The organism is Hymenobacter sedentarius, assembly GCF_001507645.1.
In the GTDB taxonomy this organism is placed as follows: domain Bacteria; phylum Bacteroidota; class Bacteroidia; order Cytophagales; family Hymenobacteraceae; genus Hymenobacter; species Hymenobacter sedentarius.
Genome location: NZ_CP013909.1, coordinates 440170 through 460412, shown reverse-complemented (window position 1 = coordinate 460412; position 20243 = coordinate 440170). Strand labels below are relative to the sequence as shown.

The 20243-nt window shown below is 61.4% G+C and carries 11 protein-coding genes; all 11 read left to right on the top strand.

The genetic code is table 11. The annotated features are described in order from the left end of the window. The first annotated feature begins 78 nt into the window (after positions 1-78). Positions 79-2010, top strand: a complete 1932-nt coding sequence (locus AUC43_RS01980; protein ID WP_068189147.1) for a DUF4350 domain-containing protein — start codon at positions 79-81, stop codon at positions 2008-2010. A gap of 134 nt (positions 2011-2144) precedes the next feature. Then, positions 2145-4190, top strand: coding sequence for a S9 family peptidase (locus AUC43_RS01975; RefSeq protein WP_071885794.1), 2046 nt, complete (start codon positions 2145-2147; stop codon positions 4188-4190). A gap of 320 nt (positions 4191-4510) precedes the next feature. After that, complete coding sequence (locus AUC43_RS01970) at positions 4511-6193, top strand: sodium/sugar symporter (RefSeq protein WP_068189144.1); 1683 nt, start codon at positions 4511-4513, stop codon at positions 6191-6193. A gap of 166 nt (positions 6194-6359) precedes the next feature. Beyond that, positions 6360-7214, top strand: a complete 855-nt coding sequence (locus tag AUC43_RS01965) for a fumarylacetoacetate hydrolase family protein (protein WP_068189141.1) — start codon at positions 6360-6362, stop codon at positions 7212-7214. A gap of 255 nt (positions 7215-7469) precedes the next feature. Beyond that, entirely contained in the window at positions 7470-9083 is a 1614-nt protein-coding gene (locus AUC43_RS01960) for a glycoside hydrolase family 43 protein (protein ID WP_335340908.1), read from the top strand. Between the two features lie 550 nt (positions 9084-9633). Further along, positions 9634-10404 carry a 2-dehydro-3-deoxy-D-gluconate 5-dehydrogenase KduD gene (gene kduD, locus AUC43_RS01955; RefSeq protein ID WP_068189135.1) on the top strand — a complete coding sequence of 257 codons (771 nt, stop codon included), beginning with the start codon at positions 9634-9636 and terminating at the stop codon, positions 10402-10404. A gap of 108 nt (positions 10405-10512) precedes the next feature. Then, complete coding sequence (gene kduI / locus AUC43_RS01950; RefSeq protein ID WP_068189132.1) at positions 10513-11343, top strand: 5-dehydro-4-deoxy-D-glucuronate isomerase; 831 nt, start codon at positions 10513-10515, stop codon at positions 11341-11343. A gap of 41 nt (positions 11344-11384) precedes the next feature. Beyond that, positions 11385-14645: a SusC/RagA family TonB-linked outer membrane protein gene (locus tag AUC43_RS01945; RefSeq protein WP_068189129.1), complete on the top strand. Its 3261-nt coding sequence runs from the start codon at positions 11385-11387 to the stop codon at positions 14643-14645. A gap of 8 nt (positions 14646-14653) precedes the next feature. Continuing rightward, the gene (locus tag AUC43_RS01940; RefSeq protein ID WP_233254082.1) at positions 14654-16453 is read left to right on the top strand and encodes a RagB/SusD family nutrient uptake outer membrane protein; all 1800 of its coding nucleotides are present in this window, start codon (positions 14654-14656) and stop codon (positions 16451-16453) included. Positions 16454-16534: 81 nt separating this feature from the next. Next, positions 16535-18595, top strand: a complete 2061-nt coding sequence (gene pelA, locus AUC43_RS21385; protein WP_233254081.1) for a pectate lyase — start codon at positions 16535-16537, stop codon at positions 18593-18595. Between the two features lie 20 nt (positions 18596-18615). Beyond that, a complete protein-coding gene (locus AUC43_RS01930) occupies positions 18616-20151 on the top strand; it encodes a tagaturonate reductase (RefSeq protein WP_068189126.1) in 1536 nt (511 codons plus the stop codon). Positions 20152-20243: the final 92 nt, after the last annotated feature.

Sequence of the window (20243 nt, the reverse complement as noted above, 5' to 3'; positions counted from 1 at the left end):
GCATGACAGACGATTAGTTTAGTTGCGCGAGCAAGAGGCTTCGCTCCGCTCTGCATGACGTTATGTTACCCTTCCTTTATGAAAAACAATCTCCGTTTCCTGCTGCCGCTGCTGGGCCTTTCGCTGTTGAGTGAAACCGCCTCGGCGCAGACGGCGAGACCCGCCGCGTACTCGCAGCGCATGGCCGATGCCTTCATCAGATGGCACCCCGATTCCATTGTCATTGGCTCGCGCAAAACGGCCCGCTGGGACTACGAGCAGGGCCTGATGCTGAAGGCGCTGGAACGCGTGTGGCAGCGCACCGGCAACGCGAAGTATTTCACCTACATTCAGAAAGACATCGACCAGTTTGTGCAGAAGGACGGCAGCATCCGCACCTACAAGGCCGACGAATACCAACTCGACAACATCACCACGGGCCACGCCTTGCTGCTGCTCAGCCAGGTTTCGGTGCCCAACCAGGATAAGTACATCAAAGCCGCGCAGTTGCTCCGCAAGCAGCTCGACACCCAGCCGCGTACCAAAGAGGGCGGCTTCTGGCACAAGAAAACCTACCCCAACCAGATGTGGCTCGATGGCCTGTACATGGCGGAGCCGTTCTATGCCGAGTACAGCCGGCTGTTCAACCAGCCCGCTGTCCTGGACGACGTGGCCAAGCAGTTTGCGCTGATTGAGAAAAACCTGGTGGACCCCAAAACTGGCCTGCTCTACCACGGCTATGACGAAAGCCGCGAGCAGCAGTGGGCCAACAAAACCACCGGCCAGTCGCCCAATTTCTGGGACCGCGGCATCGGCTGGTACAGCATGGCGCTGGTCGATGTGCTCGACTACTTCCCCCAGAACCACCCGCAGCGGCCTGCCCTCGTTAAGGCCCTGAAACGCCTGGCCCCCGTGCTGGCCAAGTACCAGGACCCGAAAACCGGCACCTGGAGCCTGGTAATGACCCAGGAAGGCCGCAAGGGCAACTACGCCGAGGCCTCGGGCAGCAGCATGTTTGTGTACGCGCTGGCTAAGGGCGTGCGCATGGGCTACCTCGATAAAAGCTTCGCCCAGGTGGCCCGGAAGGGCTACGAAGGCCTGCTCAAGTCCTTCGTGGCCACCGAGCCCGGCGGTGCGTTGGCCTTCAATGGCACGGTGAGCGTGGGCGGCCTGGGCGGCAAGCCCTATCGTGACGGCTCCTACGACTACTACCTCAGCGAGCCGCTGCGCAAGAACGACCTGAAGGGCGTCGGCCCGTTCATCCTGGCCAGCACGGAGATGGAGATTGCCGCCGAAAACGGCATCGGCCAGAACAAAACCGTGGGACTGGATTATTTCTTCAACCACGAGATGCGCAAAAACAGCATCACCGGCGAGCCCGAGCAGTGGCACTACACCTGGGAAGAGCGCACGCACGGCGGCTTCTGGCTGTGGGGCAACCAGTTACGGGAGCTGGGCGCAAAGACCGTGGCCATTCCTACCGCGCCTACTGCGGCCAGCCTCAAGAACCTGAGCGTCTACATCATCGTGGACCCCGACACGCGCAAGGAAAGCCCTCAGCCCCACTACATCCAGCCCGCCGACAGCAAGGCCGTAACCGACTGGGTGAAGGCCGGCGGCACGCTGGTGCTCTTCGCCAACGACACGGCCAACTGCGAAATCAAGCACTTCAATGAGCTGACCAAAAACTTCGGCGTGCAGTTCACCGACCAAAGCGTGAACATGGTGCAAGGCAGCCAGTTTGAGCAGGGCAAAGTGGAGCTGAACTCCGGCAAAGCGGTGTTTAAAAACGCCGCGACGGCTTACATCAAGGAGCTAGCTGTGCTGGCCGTGCAGGCGCCGGCCCAGCCACTGGTCACCAACAACGGCAAGGTCATCATGGCCACCGCCAGGTTGGGCAAGGGCCGGGTGTTCGTCCTCGGCGACCCGTGGCTGTATAACGAGTACGTGGACGGCCGCAAGATTCCGGCTACGTTCGAGAACTTCCAGGCCGGCAAGGACCTGGCCACCTGGCTGCTGAGCAACAAGTAGCGGCAGCGGGGCCGGCAATGCGGTGATGGCGAGTTAAGCTGGCTTTGGCGCATCCGGTGTGGCAAAACCGGGACCTGAAGCGTAGCTTAGCGGCTCAACGGTGCCCCGGCCTTGGGCGCTCTTTCTTCATTGTTATGAACAAGTATTTACTACTGGCTTCTCTGGCCTTGCCGCTGGCGGGGCACGCCCAAACCACTCCCACGCCGCGGGCTCTGCGCCTGAGCGACCTGGCTCAACTTCGCGACGTGGCCGACCCGCAGCTTTCGCCCGACGGCGCCTGGGCGGCCTACACCGTGACGCGGGCCGACACGGCCGCCGACAAGCGCAACGCCGACGTGTGGATGGCCCGCACCGACGGCTCGCAGAACCTGCGCATCACCACCGACCCCAAAAGCGAAACCAAGCCCCGCTTCAGCCCCGACGGCAAGTACCTGAGCTTCCTGTCGAGCCGCGGCGAGGACGACGCCGGCGATGCCCAGCTCTGGCTGCTGAACCGCGCCGGCGGCGAAGCCGAAAAAGTAACCAAGCTCCGCGGCAGCGTGTCGGACTACGTATGGGCACCCGATGGCAAGCGCATTGCCCTGATTATCCGCGACGCCGACCCCGACTCCCTTTCTGCCGCTCAAAAGACCAAGAAGAAAACCGCGCCGCCCATCGTCATTGACCGGTTTCAGTTCAAACAGGACATCGACGGCTACCTCAACAAGCAGCGCCAGCACCTCTACGTGTTCGACGTGGCCACGCGCAAGCTCGTGAACCTTACGCCCGGCGCGTACGACGAGTACCTGCCCGCCTGGAGCCCCGACGGCAAGCAGCTGGTGTTCTCCAGCAAGCGCGGGGCCGACCCGGACCGCCACAACAACTTCGACCTCTTCCTCATCGATGCCCAGTCCGGGGCCACGGCCCGCCCGCTCACCACGAGCGAATTGCCCGACAGCGCGCCACGCTACGGCAGCCGCCCCGCCTGGAGCCCCGACGGCAAGAGCATTGCCTTCGTGCAGGGCGGCCCCAAGGAGCAGCTGGTGTACGCTCTGCACCAGCTGATGGTGGTGCCCGCCAGTGGCGGCACCCCGCGCGCCCTCACCGCCGGCCTCGACCGCAACACCACCAAGCCCCAGTGGGCCCCCGACGGCAAAAGTCTCTACTTTCTGCTCGAGGATGACCGCGCCGTATCGCTGGCCCGCGTGCCCGCCGCCGGTGGCAAAATTGAAAAAGTACTCACCGGCGCCCGGGAGGTGGGCGACTACGCCCTGGCCCGCAACGGCCAGCTGGCGGTGCTCACGGGCCAGGCCCAGCAGCCCAACGAAGTGTTTGCGCTGGGCAAGAAGGCCGCCCTGCGCCCGCTTTCCAAGCAGAACGACGAGTGGCTGCGCGGCCTCACGCTGGGCGACGTGACGCCCATTCAGGCCAAGAGCAAGGACGGCACGCAAGTGAGCGGCTTCCTTATCAAGCCGGTGGGCTACCAGGCGGGGCGCAAGTACCCCACGCTGCTGCGCATTCACGGCGGGCCGGTGTCGCAGTTTGGCTACGGCTTCTCGTTTGAGTGGCAGTACTTCGCGGCCAATGGCTACGCCGTGGTGGTGGCCAACCCGCGCGGCAGTTCGGGCCGCGGCCTCGACTACAGCAAGGCCATCTACGCCGACTGGGGCAACAAAGACACAGACGACGTACTGGCCGTGGTCGACTACGCCGTGGCTCAGGGCCTGGCCGACCCCGACCGCCTGGGCGTGGGCGGCTGGAGCTACGGCGGCATCATGACCGACCAGGTTATTGCCCGCGACCAGCGCTTTAAAGCCGCGGTGAGCGGCGCCAGCATCGGCAACGTGCTGGCCGGCTACGGCACCGACCAGTACATCCGCGACTATGAAACCGAGCTAGGCACGCCCTGGAAGAACACCGACGTGTACCTGCGCGTGTCGTACCCTTTCTTCCACGCCGACCAGATTCACACGCCCACGCTTTTTCTCTGCGGCGAAAAGGATTTCAACGTGCCCCTGCTCAACACCGAGCAGATGTACCAGGCCCTGAAAAGCCTGAACGTGCCCACGCAGCTCGTTATCTACCCCGGCCAGTTTCACGGCATCAACACGCCCAGCTACGTGAAGGACCGCTACGCCCGCTACCTGGCTTGGTACAACAAGTACCTCATGCCGAAAGGCAGCGCCTCCAGCGGCCAATAAGCTCGCCTGGCAGCTCAATTTCAATCTGTATATTCGAATGAAAAACAGTTCGTTATGCTCCATGGGTGAGACATAGCCAGGTGTTTTATTAGCTCTGCTGCGCTCAAGTAGCTGAAGGCCAAACCAACCAGATGAAGGCCGCCGCAAAGCCAGCGTTAGCGCCCGGCGGAAACCGTTGCACAAACGATTATGTGCGAAAAACCAGTTTTTTCTTTCAGAAGCGGTTTTTTTAGCGGAACATTACTTTCCCTTAGCTTCGCTAGCACTGCGCCACCCTGCAAATGTGGCTAGCCGCGGCGTTCCAACACCAACTACACTCAATGAACAAGCTCTCTACGATTGATTACATCGTTTTCTTCGTTTACTTCATCATTGTATCCGGCTACGGCATCTGGATTTACCGGCGCAAAACCGGCCACGATGGTACCCTGGAGGGCGATTCCAAAGACTACTTCCTCGCCGAAGGCTCCCTGACGTGGTGGGCCATCGGCTCCTCGCTCATCGCCTCCAACATCTCGGCCGAGCAGTTTGTGGGCATGTCGGGTTCGGGTTTCAAAATGGGCCTGGCCATTGCCACCTACGAATGGATGGCGGCCATCACGCTGGTGGTTGTGGCCACGTTCTTCATCCCGGTGTATCTGAAGAATCACATCTTCACGATGCCCCAGTTCCTGAACCAGCGCTACAACAGCACCGTGGCCATGATTATGGCCATTTTCTGGCTGGCGCTCTACATCGTCGTCAACCTGACCTCGATTCTCTACCTCGGCGCCATCGCCATTAGCAGCATCGCCGGCCTCAACCTCGACTTCTGCCTGTACGCGCTGGCCGCGTTTGCCGTGCTTATCACGCTAGGGGGCATGAAGGTAATTGGCTTTACCGACGTAATCCAGGTGTTCTTCCTGATTCTGGGCGGCTTGGCCACCACCTACCTAGCCCTGAACCTCGTGGCCGAGCACAGCGGCCAGACCGGCGTGCTCAACGGCTTCCACCTGATGACGCAGCAAGCCGGCGACCACTTCCAGATGATATTCAAGAAGGACAACCCCAACTTCATCGACCTGCCCGGCCTGACCGTGCTGCTCGGCGGCATGTGGATTGTGAACCTGAACTACTGGGGCTGCAACCAATACATCACCCAGCGCGCCCTCGGCGCCGACCTGCCCACGGCCCGCGCCGGCATCCTGTTTGCCGCGTTCCTCAAGCTGCTCATGCCCGTGATTGTGGTGCTGCCCGGCATCGCTGCCTACGTGCTGTACAAATCCGACGTGTTTAGCACGGAAATGATGCAGAACGGCGAGCTTAACCCCGACCGCGCCTACCCGGTGCTGCTCAACATCCTGCCCGTGGGCCTGAAGGGCCTTTCCTTCGCCGCGCTCACGGCGGCCGTGGTGGCCTCGCTGGCCGGCAAAGCCAACAGCATTGCCACCATCTTCACCCTCGACGTCTACAAGAAAGTTATTAACCCCGAGGCTTCGGAAAAGAAGCTGGTGCACGTGGGCAAGGCCGCCGTTATCGTGGCCATGATTTTGGGCGTGCTCATCGCGCCGCACCTGGGCATCGACAAGAAAGGCGGTTTCCAGTACATTCAGGAATATACGGGCTTCGTGTCGCCGGGTATTTTTGCCATGTTCATCCTGGGCTTCTTCTGGAAAAAGACCACCTCGTCGGCGGCGCTGTTCGCTACCATCGGTGGCTTCCTGCTGTCGGTGCTGTTCAAGTTCCTGCCCAATTTCACGGACCTTTCGTTCCTGGCGCCTTTTGGGTTTGCGGTGAAGAACGCCGACGGCGTGTATGAAATCCCGTTCCTAGACCGGATGGGCTTTGTGTTCGCCATCTGCATCGTGGCCATGGTGCTCATCAGCTTGTTTGAAACCAGCCGCGGCGTAAAAACCAACGGCCTGGAAGTAGACCGGAGCATGTTCAAAACCACCCGCGGCTTTGCCATCGGCTCCATTGCCATCATGGTTATCCTCACCACGCTCTACACCATTTACTGGTAAGCTTTCAGGCAAAGCGCCATAGGCCGTCATGCTGAGCGCAGCCGAAGCATCTCGCGTGCAATAGTAGACTCAATCAATAAGATTAGTTACAGCACGCGAGATGCTTCGGCTGCGCTCAGCATGACGTTCTGCGTTATGTCAACCCGCCTTTCCACCCTTATTCGCTATGAAACTAATCCGCTACGGCCTGCCCGGCCAGGAAAAGCCCGGCATTCTACAGGGCACCCAGCGCTACGACGTGTCCGCGTTTGGCGAAGACTACAACGAAGCCTTTTTTGAGCACGATGGCCTGCAGCGGCTAGCTCAATTTGTGCGGGCCAATGCCAGCCAGCTGCCCTTGGTGGCCGATACCGAGCGCCTGGGACCGCCCGTGGCCCGGCCATCCAAAATCGTGTGCATTGGGCTGAACTACTCCGACCACGCCCGCGAGGTAGGCGCCACGCCGCCCGTCGAGCCGGTGCTGTTTCTGAAGTCAACCACCGCGCTGGTCGGGCCTTTCGATGACATCATTATCCCCCGAAACTCGGTGAAAACCGACTGGGAAGTGGAACTGGCCGTGGTGATTGGCAAGCGTGCTTCCTATGTGGAGGAAGCCGATGCCGCCGGCTACATCGCCGGGTACACGCTGCACAACGACGTATCGGAACGCGAGTTTCAGATGGAGCGCAGCGGCACTTGGGACAAGGGCAAGGGCTGCGACACCTTCGCGCCAGTGGGCCCCTTCCTGGCCACGCCCGACGAAGTAGGCGACGTGGACAACCTGCGCCTCTGGCTCACCCTGAACGGGACCATGGTGCAGGACGGCACCACGGCCAACCTGATTTTCAACATTCCCTTCATCATCGCCTACGTCAGCCAGTTTATGACCCTGCTGCCCGGCGACATTATCTCGACGGGCACCCCTGCCGGGGTAGGCCTGGGCTTTAAGCCGCCGGTATATCTCCAGCCCGGCGATGTTGTAGAGCTGGGCATCGACGGCTTGGGCACGTCGCGCCAAGTGCTGAAGGCCTACGCGGGCTAGTTGGTCGGCTTCAGTTACTTGTGATGCTGACGCGCCATCTGTCATGCAGAGCGCAGCGAAGCATCTTATCGCCGCGGAACGACTCAGGCGCAATAAGATGCTTCCTGCGTCAGCATGACAGACCCGTTACAACGAAGCAGTAGAGATGCTTCAACTGCGCGGACGCCAGATGAGCATGACGTTCTTTTTTGACTATACCCTAAGCAGCAAGCAATGGCAGCACAGCTAAAGCGGATAGTTCGAAGTGTTGTAATCTTGAGTATCGGCTTGAGCCTGCAGGCGGCAGCCCAGGCCACGCTTTCCCAGGTTTGGGTCCCGGACCTGGGCAACGGCAGCTACAAAAACCCGGTGCTGTACGCCGACTATTCGGACCCGGACGTGGTGCGGGTCGGCACCGATTACTACCTCACCTCGTCGAGCTTCAACAGCGTGCCGGGCCTGCAAATCCTGCATTCCAAAGACCTGGTGAACTGGACCATTATCGGGGCCGCGTTTCAGGAACAGCTGCCGGTGGCCGAGTTCCGGCTGCCCCAGCACGGCAACGGCGTGTGGGCCCCGGCCATTCGCTACCACAACAAGCAGTTTTACCTCTACTACCCGGACCCCGACCGCGGCATTTACGTGACGCGCGCCACCAACCCCGCCGGCCCCTGGGAGCTCCCCAAGCTAATAAAGGAAGCCAAAGGCTGGATAGACCCCTGCCCGCTGTGGGACGAAGACGGCAGCGCCTACCTCGTGCACGCCTTCGCCGGCAGCCGGGCCGGGTTCAAGTCCATTCTGGCCGTATCGCGTCTGAGCGCGGATGGCCTGCAAGTCATGGGCGACGACGTGCTGGTCTTCGACGGGCACGCCAGGCACCCCACCATCGAGGGCCCTAAGTTTTACAAGCGCCACGGCTACTACTACATTTTCGCGCCCGGCGGCGGCGTGCCCACCGGCTGGCAAACCGTGCTGCGGTCCAAGAGCGTATTCGGCCCCTACGAAGACCGGATTGTAATGGACCAAGGCAAAACCACCATCAACGGTCCCCACCAGGGCGCGTGGGTCGACACGCCCGATGGCAAGGAGGACTGGTTTCTGCATTTCCAGGACCAGGGGCCCTACGGCCGGGTGGTGCACCTGCAGCCCATGGCCTGGAAGAACGACTGGCCCGTCATCGGCGAAGACCCCGACGGCGACGGCAAGGGCCAGCCGGTGCTCACCTACCGCAGGCCCCGCGTGCCCGGCCCGGCGCAGCCCCTGGCCACCCCGGCCACGTCCGACGAATTCAGCGGCCCCGCGCTGGGCCTGCAGTGGCAGTGGCACGCCAACCCCCAGTTGGGCTGGGCCTTCCCCAACGGGCCCCAGGGCTACCTGCGCCTCTACGCCGTGCCGCTGCTCACCGACTTCAAGAACTACTGGCAAGCCCCCAACCTGCTGCTGCAAAAGCTGCCGGCCGAGCGCTTCACGGCCACCACCAAGCTCACCTTCACGCCCCGGTTCGACGGCGAAAAAGTTGGGCTGATAATGATGGGGCTCGACTACGCCTACCTCTCCGTCACGAGCCACAACGGGCAGTGGCGCATCGCCCAAACCACCTGCCACGATGCCGACAAGCTCACCCTCGAAACCGGGGCCGCGCCGCTCATGATTGCCGCTCCGGCTTCCGGCACCATCTACCTGCGGGTGCAGGTGAGCCCCGGTGCCAAGTGCCGCTTCAGCTACAGTCGCGACGGCAAGCTGTTCGAAACAATCGGGCCTGATTTCCAGGCCCGCGAAGGCAAGTGGATTGGAGCCAAAGTGGGTGTGTTTTGCAGCCGCATCGGCAAAACCAACGACGCCGGCAACGTCGATTTGGATTGGTGGCGCATCACTGAGAATGGGCAATAGGCAGTAAAATATCTGTTCCATCTGTCATGCTGACTAGCATTTGTCATGCAGAGCGCGGCGAAGCATCTCTACCGCGCAGGTAACCCAATCGGCTGTCATGCTGACGAAGGAAGCATCTTATCACGCCTGAGCCGTTCTCCGGGGATAAGATGCTTCGCTGCGCTCTGCATGACAGAAAGCGCGGGTGCTTTAAGACGAAAGAGGAATTGTAAAATAATTGGGCTGATTATGAAATAAGGTATTGTTCAGCTTAAGCCGAAAAATCAAATACAGGGCTAGAATATTAGTAAAGTACAATAATAGCCGTAAGAGCCGGTTGCAGCTGGTTCGAAACTCATTTGGCCTAAATTGAGCTAGTTAAGCCAATTAATTCTGCTGGTGAGAGCATCGTCGCGGGTATGGCATCGTTCCCGGTAACGATTGCGCAAAAATATATTGTCCAAGTCTTGCTTCCAGGGTCTGATGCACGAAACCTTTAAGAAGCAAAACCGGCCGCAGCCGAACTGCGAGCTTGGTTTATACTTCTTCTGGTCTCCGCATCGTCCCTTTTATGACTGCATTTTCTTCTGCTTTTAGTTTAGCCGGCAAGCGCGCCCTCGTGACGGGCTGCGACCGGGGTATCGGTCAAGCCATAGCCTTGGGCCTGGCCGAAGCTGGCGCCGACATCATCGGCGTATCGGCGCATATGCCCCAGGGCGGCGAAACCGAGCAGGCTGTGCAGGCCCTAGGCCGGGAGTACCGCGGCTACCAGGCCGACTTCGGCAATCTGGAGCAGCTCAACGGCTTCATCAAGGAGGTGCAGGCCGATTATCCCACGATTGACATCCTGTTCAACAACGCCGGCATCATCCGCCGCGCGCCGGCCGCCGAGCATTCTGACGAGGACTGGGACGCCGTGCTCACCATTAATCTGGACGCTCCGTTCCGGCTGGCGCGCGCCATCGGCGCGCAAATGCTGCAGCAGGGGAGTGGCAAAATCATCTTTACGGCCTCCCTGCTCACCTTCCAGGGTGGGATCAACGTGCCCAGCTACGCGGCCAGCAAAGGCGGCGTAGGCAGCCTGGTGAAGGCGCTGGCCAATGAATGGGCCGGCCGTGGCATCAACGTGAACGCCATTGCCCCCGGCTACGTGGCCACCGACAACACCGCCGCCCTGCGCCAGGACGAGGAGCGTAGCGCCGCCATTCTCTCGCGCATTCCGGCTGGCCGTTGGGCTGTGCCCCAGGACTACCAGGGCCCGGCCGTGTTCCTGGCCTCGGCCGCCAGCGACTACGTGCACGGCACCATCCTCACCGTCGACGGCGGCTGGATGGGGCGGTAATTAAGGGTTGAGTTTTGAATGTTGAGGGTTGAATTGAACAAGTAAAGCACCTCTCAATAATTCAAACGAAAGAAATTCAACCCTCAACATTCAAAACTCAACCTTTCCATGACCCAACGCTTCGCCATCGGTCCGCGTGAAACGGCTACCCTCAACACGAGTGGTATCCGCGAGCATTTCCTGATTGAAAACCTGTTTGCGGCCGGTGAAATCCAACTTACCTACACGCACTACGACCGCATGATAGTGGGCGGGGCCCAGCCCAATGGCCAAGCGTTGTCGCTGCCGTGCCCGGAGTCGCTCAAGGCCGGCTATTTTCTGGAGCGCCGCGAGCTGGGCGTGCTCAACGTAGGTGGCCCCGGCCAGGTACGCGTGGGCAACGACACCTACGAGCTGGGCAACCAGGACTGCCTCTACGTGGGCATGGGCACGGCCGACGTGCGCTTCACCAGCCACGACGCCGCCAATCCGGCGAAGTACTACCTGCTCTCGGCCCCGGCCCACCATGCCCACCCCACTACTCTGCGCACGCAGGCTCAGGCCACGCCCGTGGAAATGGGCGCCACCGAGACGGCCAACCGCCGCACCATCTACAAGTACATCTACGCCGAAGGCATCCAGAGCTGCCAGCTGGTGATGGGCCTGACGCAGCTGCAAGCCGGCTCGGTGTGGAACACCATGCCCAGCCACACCCACGACCGCCGCATGGAGGCCTACCTCTACTTTAACCTGCCCGCCGGCCAGCGCGTGCTGCACCTGCTGGGCGAGCCCACCGAGACACGCCCCCTGTGGGTGAGCAACGAGCAGGCCATCCTCTCGCCGCCGTGGTCTATCCACACCGGCTGCGGCACGGCGGCCTATGCCTTCATCTGGGGCATGGCCGGCGAAAACCGCGAATACACCGACATGGACGCCGTGCCCCTCGAGGCCCTGCGCTAAGCTGATTTCAAAAAAACTCCTACCCAATTTTTCCTGCACTCATGAAAAAACATTTTCTCCTGCTCTGGCTGCTGCTCTTTGGGAGCATCGGACTGGCGATGGCCCAAAGCCGCCAGATTCAGGGCGTCGTAAAGTCTGCCGAAGGGGAGCCCCTGCCCGGCGTGACGGTGCTGGTAGAAGGCACCACCAATGGGTCCTCCACCGGGGGCGACGGTGCTTACAACATCACGCTGCCCGCCGCTAGTGCGGCTACGGCCAAGCTGCGTTTCAGCTACGTGGGCTTTACCTCAAAAGAAGTGACGGTGGGCGACCAGTCGACCATCAACGTGACCCTGGCTTCCGACAGCAAGCAGCTGGAAGACGTGGTTGTGATTGGCTACCAGGAGGTGCAGCGCCGCGACGTGACCGGCTCGGTATCGTCGGTGGGGGCGCAGCAAATCAAGGACGTGCCCGTGAACTCGGCTGCTGAAGCGCTGACCGGCCGCCTGGCCGGCGTGCAGCTCACCTCGGCCGAAGGCACGCCCGGTAATGCCAACGTGCAGATTCGGGTGCGCGGCGGCGGTTCCATTACCCAGGACAACTCGCCGCTGTACGTGGTGGATGGGATTCAAGTAGAAAATGCCTTGTCGGTAATTTCGCCCCAGGACATTGCCTCGGTCGACGTGCTCAAGGATGCGTCGGCTACGGCCATTTACGGCGCCCGCGGCGCCAATGGCGTGGTCATCATCACCACCAAAAAAGGCCGTGACGGCAAGGTGGTGGTAAGCTATAACGGCTTTGCCGGCGTTCGCCAGCTTGCGCGCAAGCTCGACCTGATGAAACCCGCCGACTACGTGGACTACCAGTTTGAGCGGGCGCAGTCGGTGGGCACGGCCGCGGGCGGCATCAACACCTTTAAAACGGCTTTTGGCAGTAAAAACTTCCTCAGCGATACGCTAAACCGCAGCCGCAGCGCGCCCTTCCTGGACTGGCAGGACCAGGTGTTTGGCCGTGACGCTTTCCAGCAGACCCACAATTTCTCGGTGGCTGGCGGGGTGAAGGGCACGACCTATTCGCTGAGCCTGACCGATAACCACGAAGACGGCATTCAGCGCGGCTCCAACTATGACCGCAAGCTGGCCAACTTCCGCTTCGACACCAAGGCCAGCGACAAGTTTTCCTTTGGCCTGAACGCACGCTTTAACAATCAGGAAACCAACGGATCGGGCACGTCCAGTGCCTTGTCCACCATCACTTCGCGGCTGCGCAACGCGGTGCAGTTCCAGCCCTTGGCCGTGCCGCTGGCCGGCGCCCTGGACCCCACGCAGTTCGACGAAGACTTTTTTCAGCAATCGAGCTTGGTGAACCCGGTCATTGCCATCGACAACGAGTACCGCCTGGACCGCCGCCGCACCACCAACCTCAGCGGCAACGTGGCCCTGACGCTGGTGCCGGGCCTGGTGGTTCGGTCCACGGCCGGATTCGACATTACCGACTCGCGGCTGGAAACCTTTAACGGCCGCTACTCGCCCACCATCCGCCAGGTGGCCGGCAACTACGCCGCGCTGCCCTTCGCCTCGCTGAGCACGGGCGTCCAAACCACCATCAACAACTCCAACGTGGTGAGCTACACGTACAAAACGGGCCGCCACAGCCTGGACGGCCTCCTGGGCCAGGAAATCTACCAGCAGCAGGGCACCGTTCAGTACATCCAAACCAACTTCCTGCCGCTTGACATCACGGCGCGCCAGGCCATTGCCAACATCAACCAAGGTGTGCTGCCGGCCGGCACCGTGGCCCAGCCCAACCTGCCCACCACCGGCGAGCCGGTGAAGTCGCGCCTGCTCTCGGGCTTCGGCCGCCTGAACTACACGTTTGCCGATAAGTACCTGGCCACGCTGACGTTCCGGGCCGATGGCTCGTCGAAATACGCGCCGGGCAACCGCGTGGGTTATTTCCCGGCCGCTTCGCTGGCGTGGCGCGTGTCGCAGGAAGAATTCTTGAAGCCGCTGACGGTGATTTCGGACCTGAAAATCCGCCTGAGCTACGGCAAGGCCGGTAACAACCGCATCAACGACTTTTCCTACCTGCGCCTGTTGAGCGGGGGCGGCGGCGAATATTGGCTGAACCACATCCGGGTGGGCGGCGCCAACGTGCCGTTCCTGGAAAACCCCAACCTGAAGTGGGAAACCACCGTCTCGCGCAACCTCGGCATGGACTTGGCCTTGTTCAACAACCGCCTGCAGCTCACCGCCGACGTGTACTACAACACCACGCAGGACTTGCTGGTGGCCCGGCCCATCCCGGTTATTACGGGCTACGCTTCGCAGCTGCAAAACATCGGCTCCACCTCGAACCGCGGCCTCGAGCTGCAGCTTAGCGGCACGGTGATGCAAACCCCCGACTTCACTTGGACGGCAAATTTCAACACCTCGTTTAACCGCGGCCGGATTGAAGACTTGGGCGGTGCCCCGGAAATTCCCGGCGTGTACTCAGGCTGGGCCAGCACGGCCATTTCCCAGGATTTTGTGGCCCGCGTGGGCAGCCCCATCGGCCTGATGTACGGCTACGTGACCGACTTCGACAACGGCCGCAAGGGCTTTTATACCGTCGATGACTTCGAAGGCTACAACGCCACTACCAAAGCGTGGACGCTGAAGTCGGGTGTGGCTTCCGACGTGGGCGTGCAGGGCCAGACCCTGGCGCCGGGCATCATCAAGCTCAAGGACCTCAACGGCGACGGCATCGTGAACGAGCTGGACCGCACGGTGATTGGCAACGCCAACCCCAAGCTGACGGGTGGTTTTAACCAGCAGTTTACCTACAAAGGATTCGATGCCAGTGTGTTCCTGAACTTCGTGTACGGCAACGACGTGTACAACGCCAACAAGCTGGAGTTTACCAGCGCCATCAACCCGCTCAGCAACATGCTGGCCCTGATGAACGACCGGTACCGCACCATCGACGCCAACGGCGCCCCGATTACGGACCCGAACACCTCGCGCGACCTGAACCAGAACGCGCAAATTTGGCAGCCCACGCGGCAGCTGTTCACGCACTCCTGGGCCATCGAAAACGGTTCGTTTCTGCGCGTCAACAACGTGACGCTGGGCTACTCGCTGCCCAAGGCCCTCATCAGCCGCGCCAAGCTCACGCAGCTGCGTTTCTATGTGACTACCAACAACTTGTACACCTTCACTAAATACACCGGCTACGACCCGGAGGCCAACACCCGCCGCGCCACCGGCCTCACGCCCGGCGTAGACTACGCCGCGTACCCGCGCAGCCGCGCCTTCCTTTTTGGTGTCAACCTGGCTTTGTAATAACTCCGATGATGAAACGCAATATCCTTCGCCTGGCCCTGGGGGCCGCCACGCTGACCGCCACCCTTGGCCTGAGTGCGTGTAAAGATTACCTTGACGTAACGCCCGATGCCTACTACACCCCGGAGCAGCTCTTCAGCACGGTAAGTGGGGCCACTACGGCCGTTATTGGAGCGTACGACCTGCTTTCCGGCGACCGGACCTACGGCACCCGCCTGAGCCTGTACTACCCCTATGATACCGACGAGCTGATTGGCGCGCCCGGCGTGGCCAACTCCGGCAACCGGGGCATCTCGCGCTACAAAGCCTTGCCTACCAATGCCGAAGTGGTGAACCCCTGGGGCGACCTGTACCAGGGCGTGGAGCGGGCCAACATCTGCATCAAGAACATTCCGCAGATGTCCCTGTACCGCAGCGGTACCTCTGCCGATACGGCTGCTTTGCACCGCCTCTACGGCGAAGCCCTGACGCTGCGTGCCCAGTATATGTATGAGCTGGTGCGCAATTGGGGCGATGTACCGGCTCCGTTGGTGCCTACTGACGCCGCGGCCAATTTCCAGTTGCCCTCCGCAGACCGGAACGTGACCCTGGACACGCTGATTGCAAACCTGGGTAAAGCTTCCAAGCTCGTGCCGTGGCGTAGTGCCGCCGGCGCGCCCTCTGAGCGCATCACCAAAGGAGCCGTGAAAGCATTGCGCGCCCGCCTGGCGCTGCAGCGCGGCGGCTACTCGGCCAACGCCCGTACCGGCGTGATAGAGCGCCCCGCCGACTACCTTACCTACTACCGCATCGCGCAGCAGGAGTGCGCCGACTTGATGCGTAACCGCACCCAGCACACGCTCAACCCCAGCTTCTACGACCTGTTCAAGAGCATAAATGAGCTGCGCCGCGAAAGCTCCAACGAAATCATGTTTGAGGTAGGCATGGGCGGCAGCAGCGCCGTGTCCGACAGTAAAGTGGGCTACTACGACGGCCCGCGCCTGAATGCCTCGCCCATCTATGGCTCTTCGCAGGGCACCGTCGTCGCCGTACCCACTTACTTCTACGCCTTCGACTCGACGGATGTGCGTCGCGACATCACGCTCACGCCCTACACCATCGGTTCCAACAACAACCAGGCCGGCACCACACTGGCCGCGGTGACCACCGGCAAGTTCCGCCGCGACTGGCGTACCCCGGCCCTGCCCGGAACCGGCAACTACCTGGGTTACAACTGGGTGCTTATCCGCTTTGCCGATGTGCTGCTGATGTTTGCCGAAGCCGAAAACGAGCTGAACGGTCCCACTACGGCTGCTAAAAACGCCTTGTTGGAAGTGCGCACCCGGGGATTCGGCGGCAACGCCACCCGCGCCGCCGCTGGCCTGGACCTCACCACGAAAGCAGCGTTTTTCAACGCGCTGGTGAAAGAGCGGCTGCTGGAATTTGGTGGCGAAGGCATTCGCAAATACGATTTGCTGCGCTGGGGCATGCTGGCCACCAAGCTGGCCGAAACCAAGGCCGAGCTGGCCAAAATGCAGGCTGGCCAGGCTCCTTACAATATCGTGCCGCAGTACATGTACTACCGAGTTGTGAACGGCCAAGTGCAGTGGGCGCGCTCGTTCTATCGGCCCTCGCCGGCCGCTACGCCCACCGGCACCACCCGCGTCAACTGGCGCTTGTCCGTTGATGCAGCTTACGTGAACAACACCAAGCCCGGAGGCACGGGCCTGGCCGCCGACTTTGTGCCCAACGTGGGCAAAGAACTGCTGCCCATCCCGCAGAGCACCATCGACACGGACCCCAACGTGCGTCAGAATTTCGGCTATTAGTAAGCCTTTTTACTAGTCGGCAACGACGGCCCCGGCGGTCGTTGCCGACTTCTATGCCCTAGCGAGTTCGTCCCTTTCAACATGAAAACAACGCTGCAACTACTGTTCCTGCTGCTAGTGGGATTGGGCAAGGTGGGACTTGGAACGACCCTTGCTCAGCAGGTGACGGTGGCCGAGGATGGTTCGGGAAGTTTCCGGACCATCCAGGCAGCGGTCAACAGCTTGCCCAACGAGGCCACCCAGCCGCGCACGGTGTTCATTAAAAACGGCACCTACCGCGAGAAGGTGTTTGTTGACGGCAAGGCCAACATCGTATTCAAAGGCCAAAGCGAAAAAGGCGTGGTGCTGACCTATGCCCAGGCCCGCGACGCCTGGCGCTGCGACCCCGCCGGCGGCCCCGACGACTGGGGTGTGGCCACGCTGAACCTACGCAACAGCCCCGACATCACGCTGGAGAACCTCACGGTTGTCAATTCCTACGGCTTCGATGCCACCGGCGACGTGGTGCTGGATTGCCCCGCCGAGCCCAGTGGCAAGAAAACGGTGAGCAAAACCGGCCACCAGATGGCCCTGCGCACCATGCCTGGTGCCACCCGCATCACGGTAAAGCATTGCACCTTCCGGGCCCTGGGCGGCGACACGGTGAGCCCCTGGGACACTGAGGCCGGCCTGTATTACTTCAAGGACTGCACCATGGAGGGCGGCGTGGATTTCTACTGCCCCCGCGGGTGGGCCTACGCCGAAAACTGCCGCTTTATCTGCCACAACCCGAACGCGGCCATCTGGCACGATGGCTCGGGCAACCGGGACTCGAAAACGGTGCTGAAAAACTGCCGCTTCACCGGCGACGACAACTTCAAGCTCGGTCGCTTCCACCGCGAGGCGCAGTTCTACCTCATTGGCTGCAAGTTTGCCAAGAACATGGCCGACGCCGATATCTATTGGGCTGAATCGGGTCCGGGCGCCAAGCAGTGGGGCCGGCGCGTGTACTACTACGACTGCCACCGCAAGGGCGGCGACTACGCCTGGATGAAAAACAACCTGGCCACCGCCGAAAATGCCCCCAGCCCCCGCGCCATCAACGCGAACTGGACCTTCGGCGGCCGCTGGAACGTGGACCTAAGCAAGCCTGCGCTGCCCGCTCCGGCATCGGCGGCGGTCGATACCATCGCTGAGAAAATGCTGGTTTTCCAGCGGAGCGTGGGCGGCTGGCCCAAGGCCGTAGGGGAGGTGAAGGTGAACTACGACCACAAGCTGACCGCCGCCCAGCGCGCGGCCACGCTGGCCGATAAAAACCGCACCGACGCCACCATCGACAACAACGCCACCGCGCGCGAAATAACCTATTTAGTCGAGGCCTTCCGCCGCACCAACAACCCGGCCTACCGCCAGGCCGCCGAAAACGGCATCCGCTTCCTGCTGAAAATGCAGTATCCCAATGGCGGCTTCCCGCAGTACTACCCCGATTTCAGCAACTACCGCCACCAGATAACCTACAACGACGACGCCATGGTGCGGGCCCTGACGGTGCTACGCAATGTGGCCCAACAGAAAGACCAGTTCGCTATTGTGGACCCCGGCCTAGTAGCTCAAGCCAAAGAAGCCGTGGACCGTGGCATCAGCTGCATCCTCAAAACGCAGTACGTGCAAAACGGCAAGCTCACTGCCTGGTGCGCCCAGCACGACGAGAAAACCCTGCTGCCAGCCAAAGCCCGCGCCTTCGAGCTAGCCTCGCTGAGCGGCGACGAAACCGTGGGCATCGTGCGCTTCCTGATGGGAGTAGACAAGCCATCTGAGCCCGTGACAACCGCCATCGAAAGCGCCGTGGCCTGGCTGAATGCCGTGAAAATGGAAGGCTTCGCCATGAAGGAAATCGACGCTCCCAAGGAACCGCGCGGCAAAGACCGGGTCATCGTGCCCGAAGCCGGCTCCACGCTGTGGGCGCGGTTTTATGAGCTGAACACCAACCGCCCCATTTACGTGGGCCGCGACAGCCAGGTGCACTACCACTTGACCGAAATCGAAAACGAGCGCCGCGCCGGCTACCTCTACGCCGGTACCTGGCCCGCCAAGTTGCTCGAAAAAGAATACCCCGCCTGGCAAAAGCGCGTGAACACCGCACCGGGCGAAGCAAAAAAATAAACGGCTACATCTATCCCTCCATGACGATTCTAACCCAAGAGCTGGTCCGGACTGCCCCACGCGCGGCCCTGCCTGTAGCCTGGCCCACCGCCGAAATGCTGGCGCTCCCCGAAAAGGTGCTTCAATTTGGCACTGGAGTGCTGCTGCGCGGCCTGCCCGATTTCATGATTGACGAGGCCAACCGCCAGGGCGTGTTCAACGGCCGCATTGTGGTGGTGAAAAGCACCGACGGCGGCGACGCCACGGCCTTTGACCGCCAAAACGGCCTGTACACGGTGTGCGTGCGCGGCGTCGACGACGGCAAGCCCGTGGAGGAAAACGTAGTATGCGCCAGCATCAGCCGGGTGCTATCGGCCAAAAGCCAGTGGGCCGACGTCTTGGAATTTGCCACCAGCTCCGACCTGCAAGTGGTAATTTCCAACACCACCGAAGTCGGCATTCAGCTGGTGAACGAAGACATTCACCTCACGCCGCCGCAGTCGTTTCCCGGCAAGCTGCTGGCCGTGCTCTACGCGCGCTTTCAGGCCTTCAAGGGAGATGCCAGCCGCGGGCTCGTGGTCGTGCCCACCGAGCTGATTACCGACAACGGCCGCAAGCTCGAAGCCATTGTACTGGAGCTGGCGCACCGCAACGACCTGGGCAGCGAGTTCATCGACTGGCTCGAATCGGCCAATAACTTCTGCAATACCCTGGTCGACCGCATCGTGCCCGGCCGGCCCGACCCTGCTACCTACGAGCAGCTGCAAACCGACCTGGGTTACCAGGACGAATTGCTCACCGTGGCCGAAGCGTATTCACTCTGGGCCATTGAGGGCGGCGAAGAAGTACGTGAGATACTCTCGTTTCACAGCACGGCCCAAGGCGTAGTTATCCGGCCCGATATCACGCTGTTTCGGGAACTGAAGCTGCGCCTGCTCAACGGCACGCACACCCTGAGCTATGGCCTGGCACATTTGGTGGGCTGCACTACCGTACGCGAAGCCCTCGACAACGAGTGCCTGGCCCGCTTCATCCACAACCTCATGCTGGCCGATTTGCTGCCGGGCATCCCGTATGCTGTGGATGAAAAGGTGGGCCAGCGCTTTGGCATGCAGGTGCTAGACCGGTTCCGCAACCCCTACCTGGAGCACCGCTGGATGTCCATTGCTATGCAGGGCACCACGAAGATGCAAATGCGCAACGTGCCCACGCTGCTGCACTACTACCAGCAGCACCAGGCCGTGCCGCACTACATGGCGCTGGGCTTTGCGGCCTACCTGCTATTTATGCGCAACACCACTTCAGCTCCCGGCGTGGGGCACGGCGAGTCTAATGGCGAGCCCTACACCATTATCGACGACCGCGCCGGTTACTTTGCCGACCTCTGGGCCCGGGTCTCGCCCCCGGAATTGACCACCACGGTATTGGGCAACACCGCCCTCTGGGGCCACGACCTGACGCGCCTGCCCGGCTTTGCCGACTGCGTAAGCCAGTATCTGACTCAATTGATGGAGGAAGGGGCTGCAGCCACTTTAGTGGCCTTTTTCACCAAAAAATCTGCCGCTGTTAACTCGTAAACTACTATAACCGTCATGCTGAGCGCAGCCGAAGCATCTCGCCCGCTTCGTTGCAATCATCTGGATTACTGCTGCACGCGAGATGCTTCGGC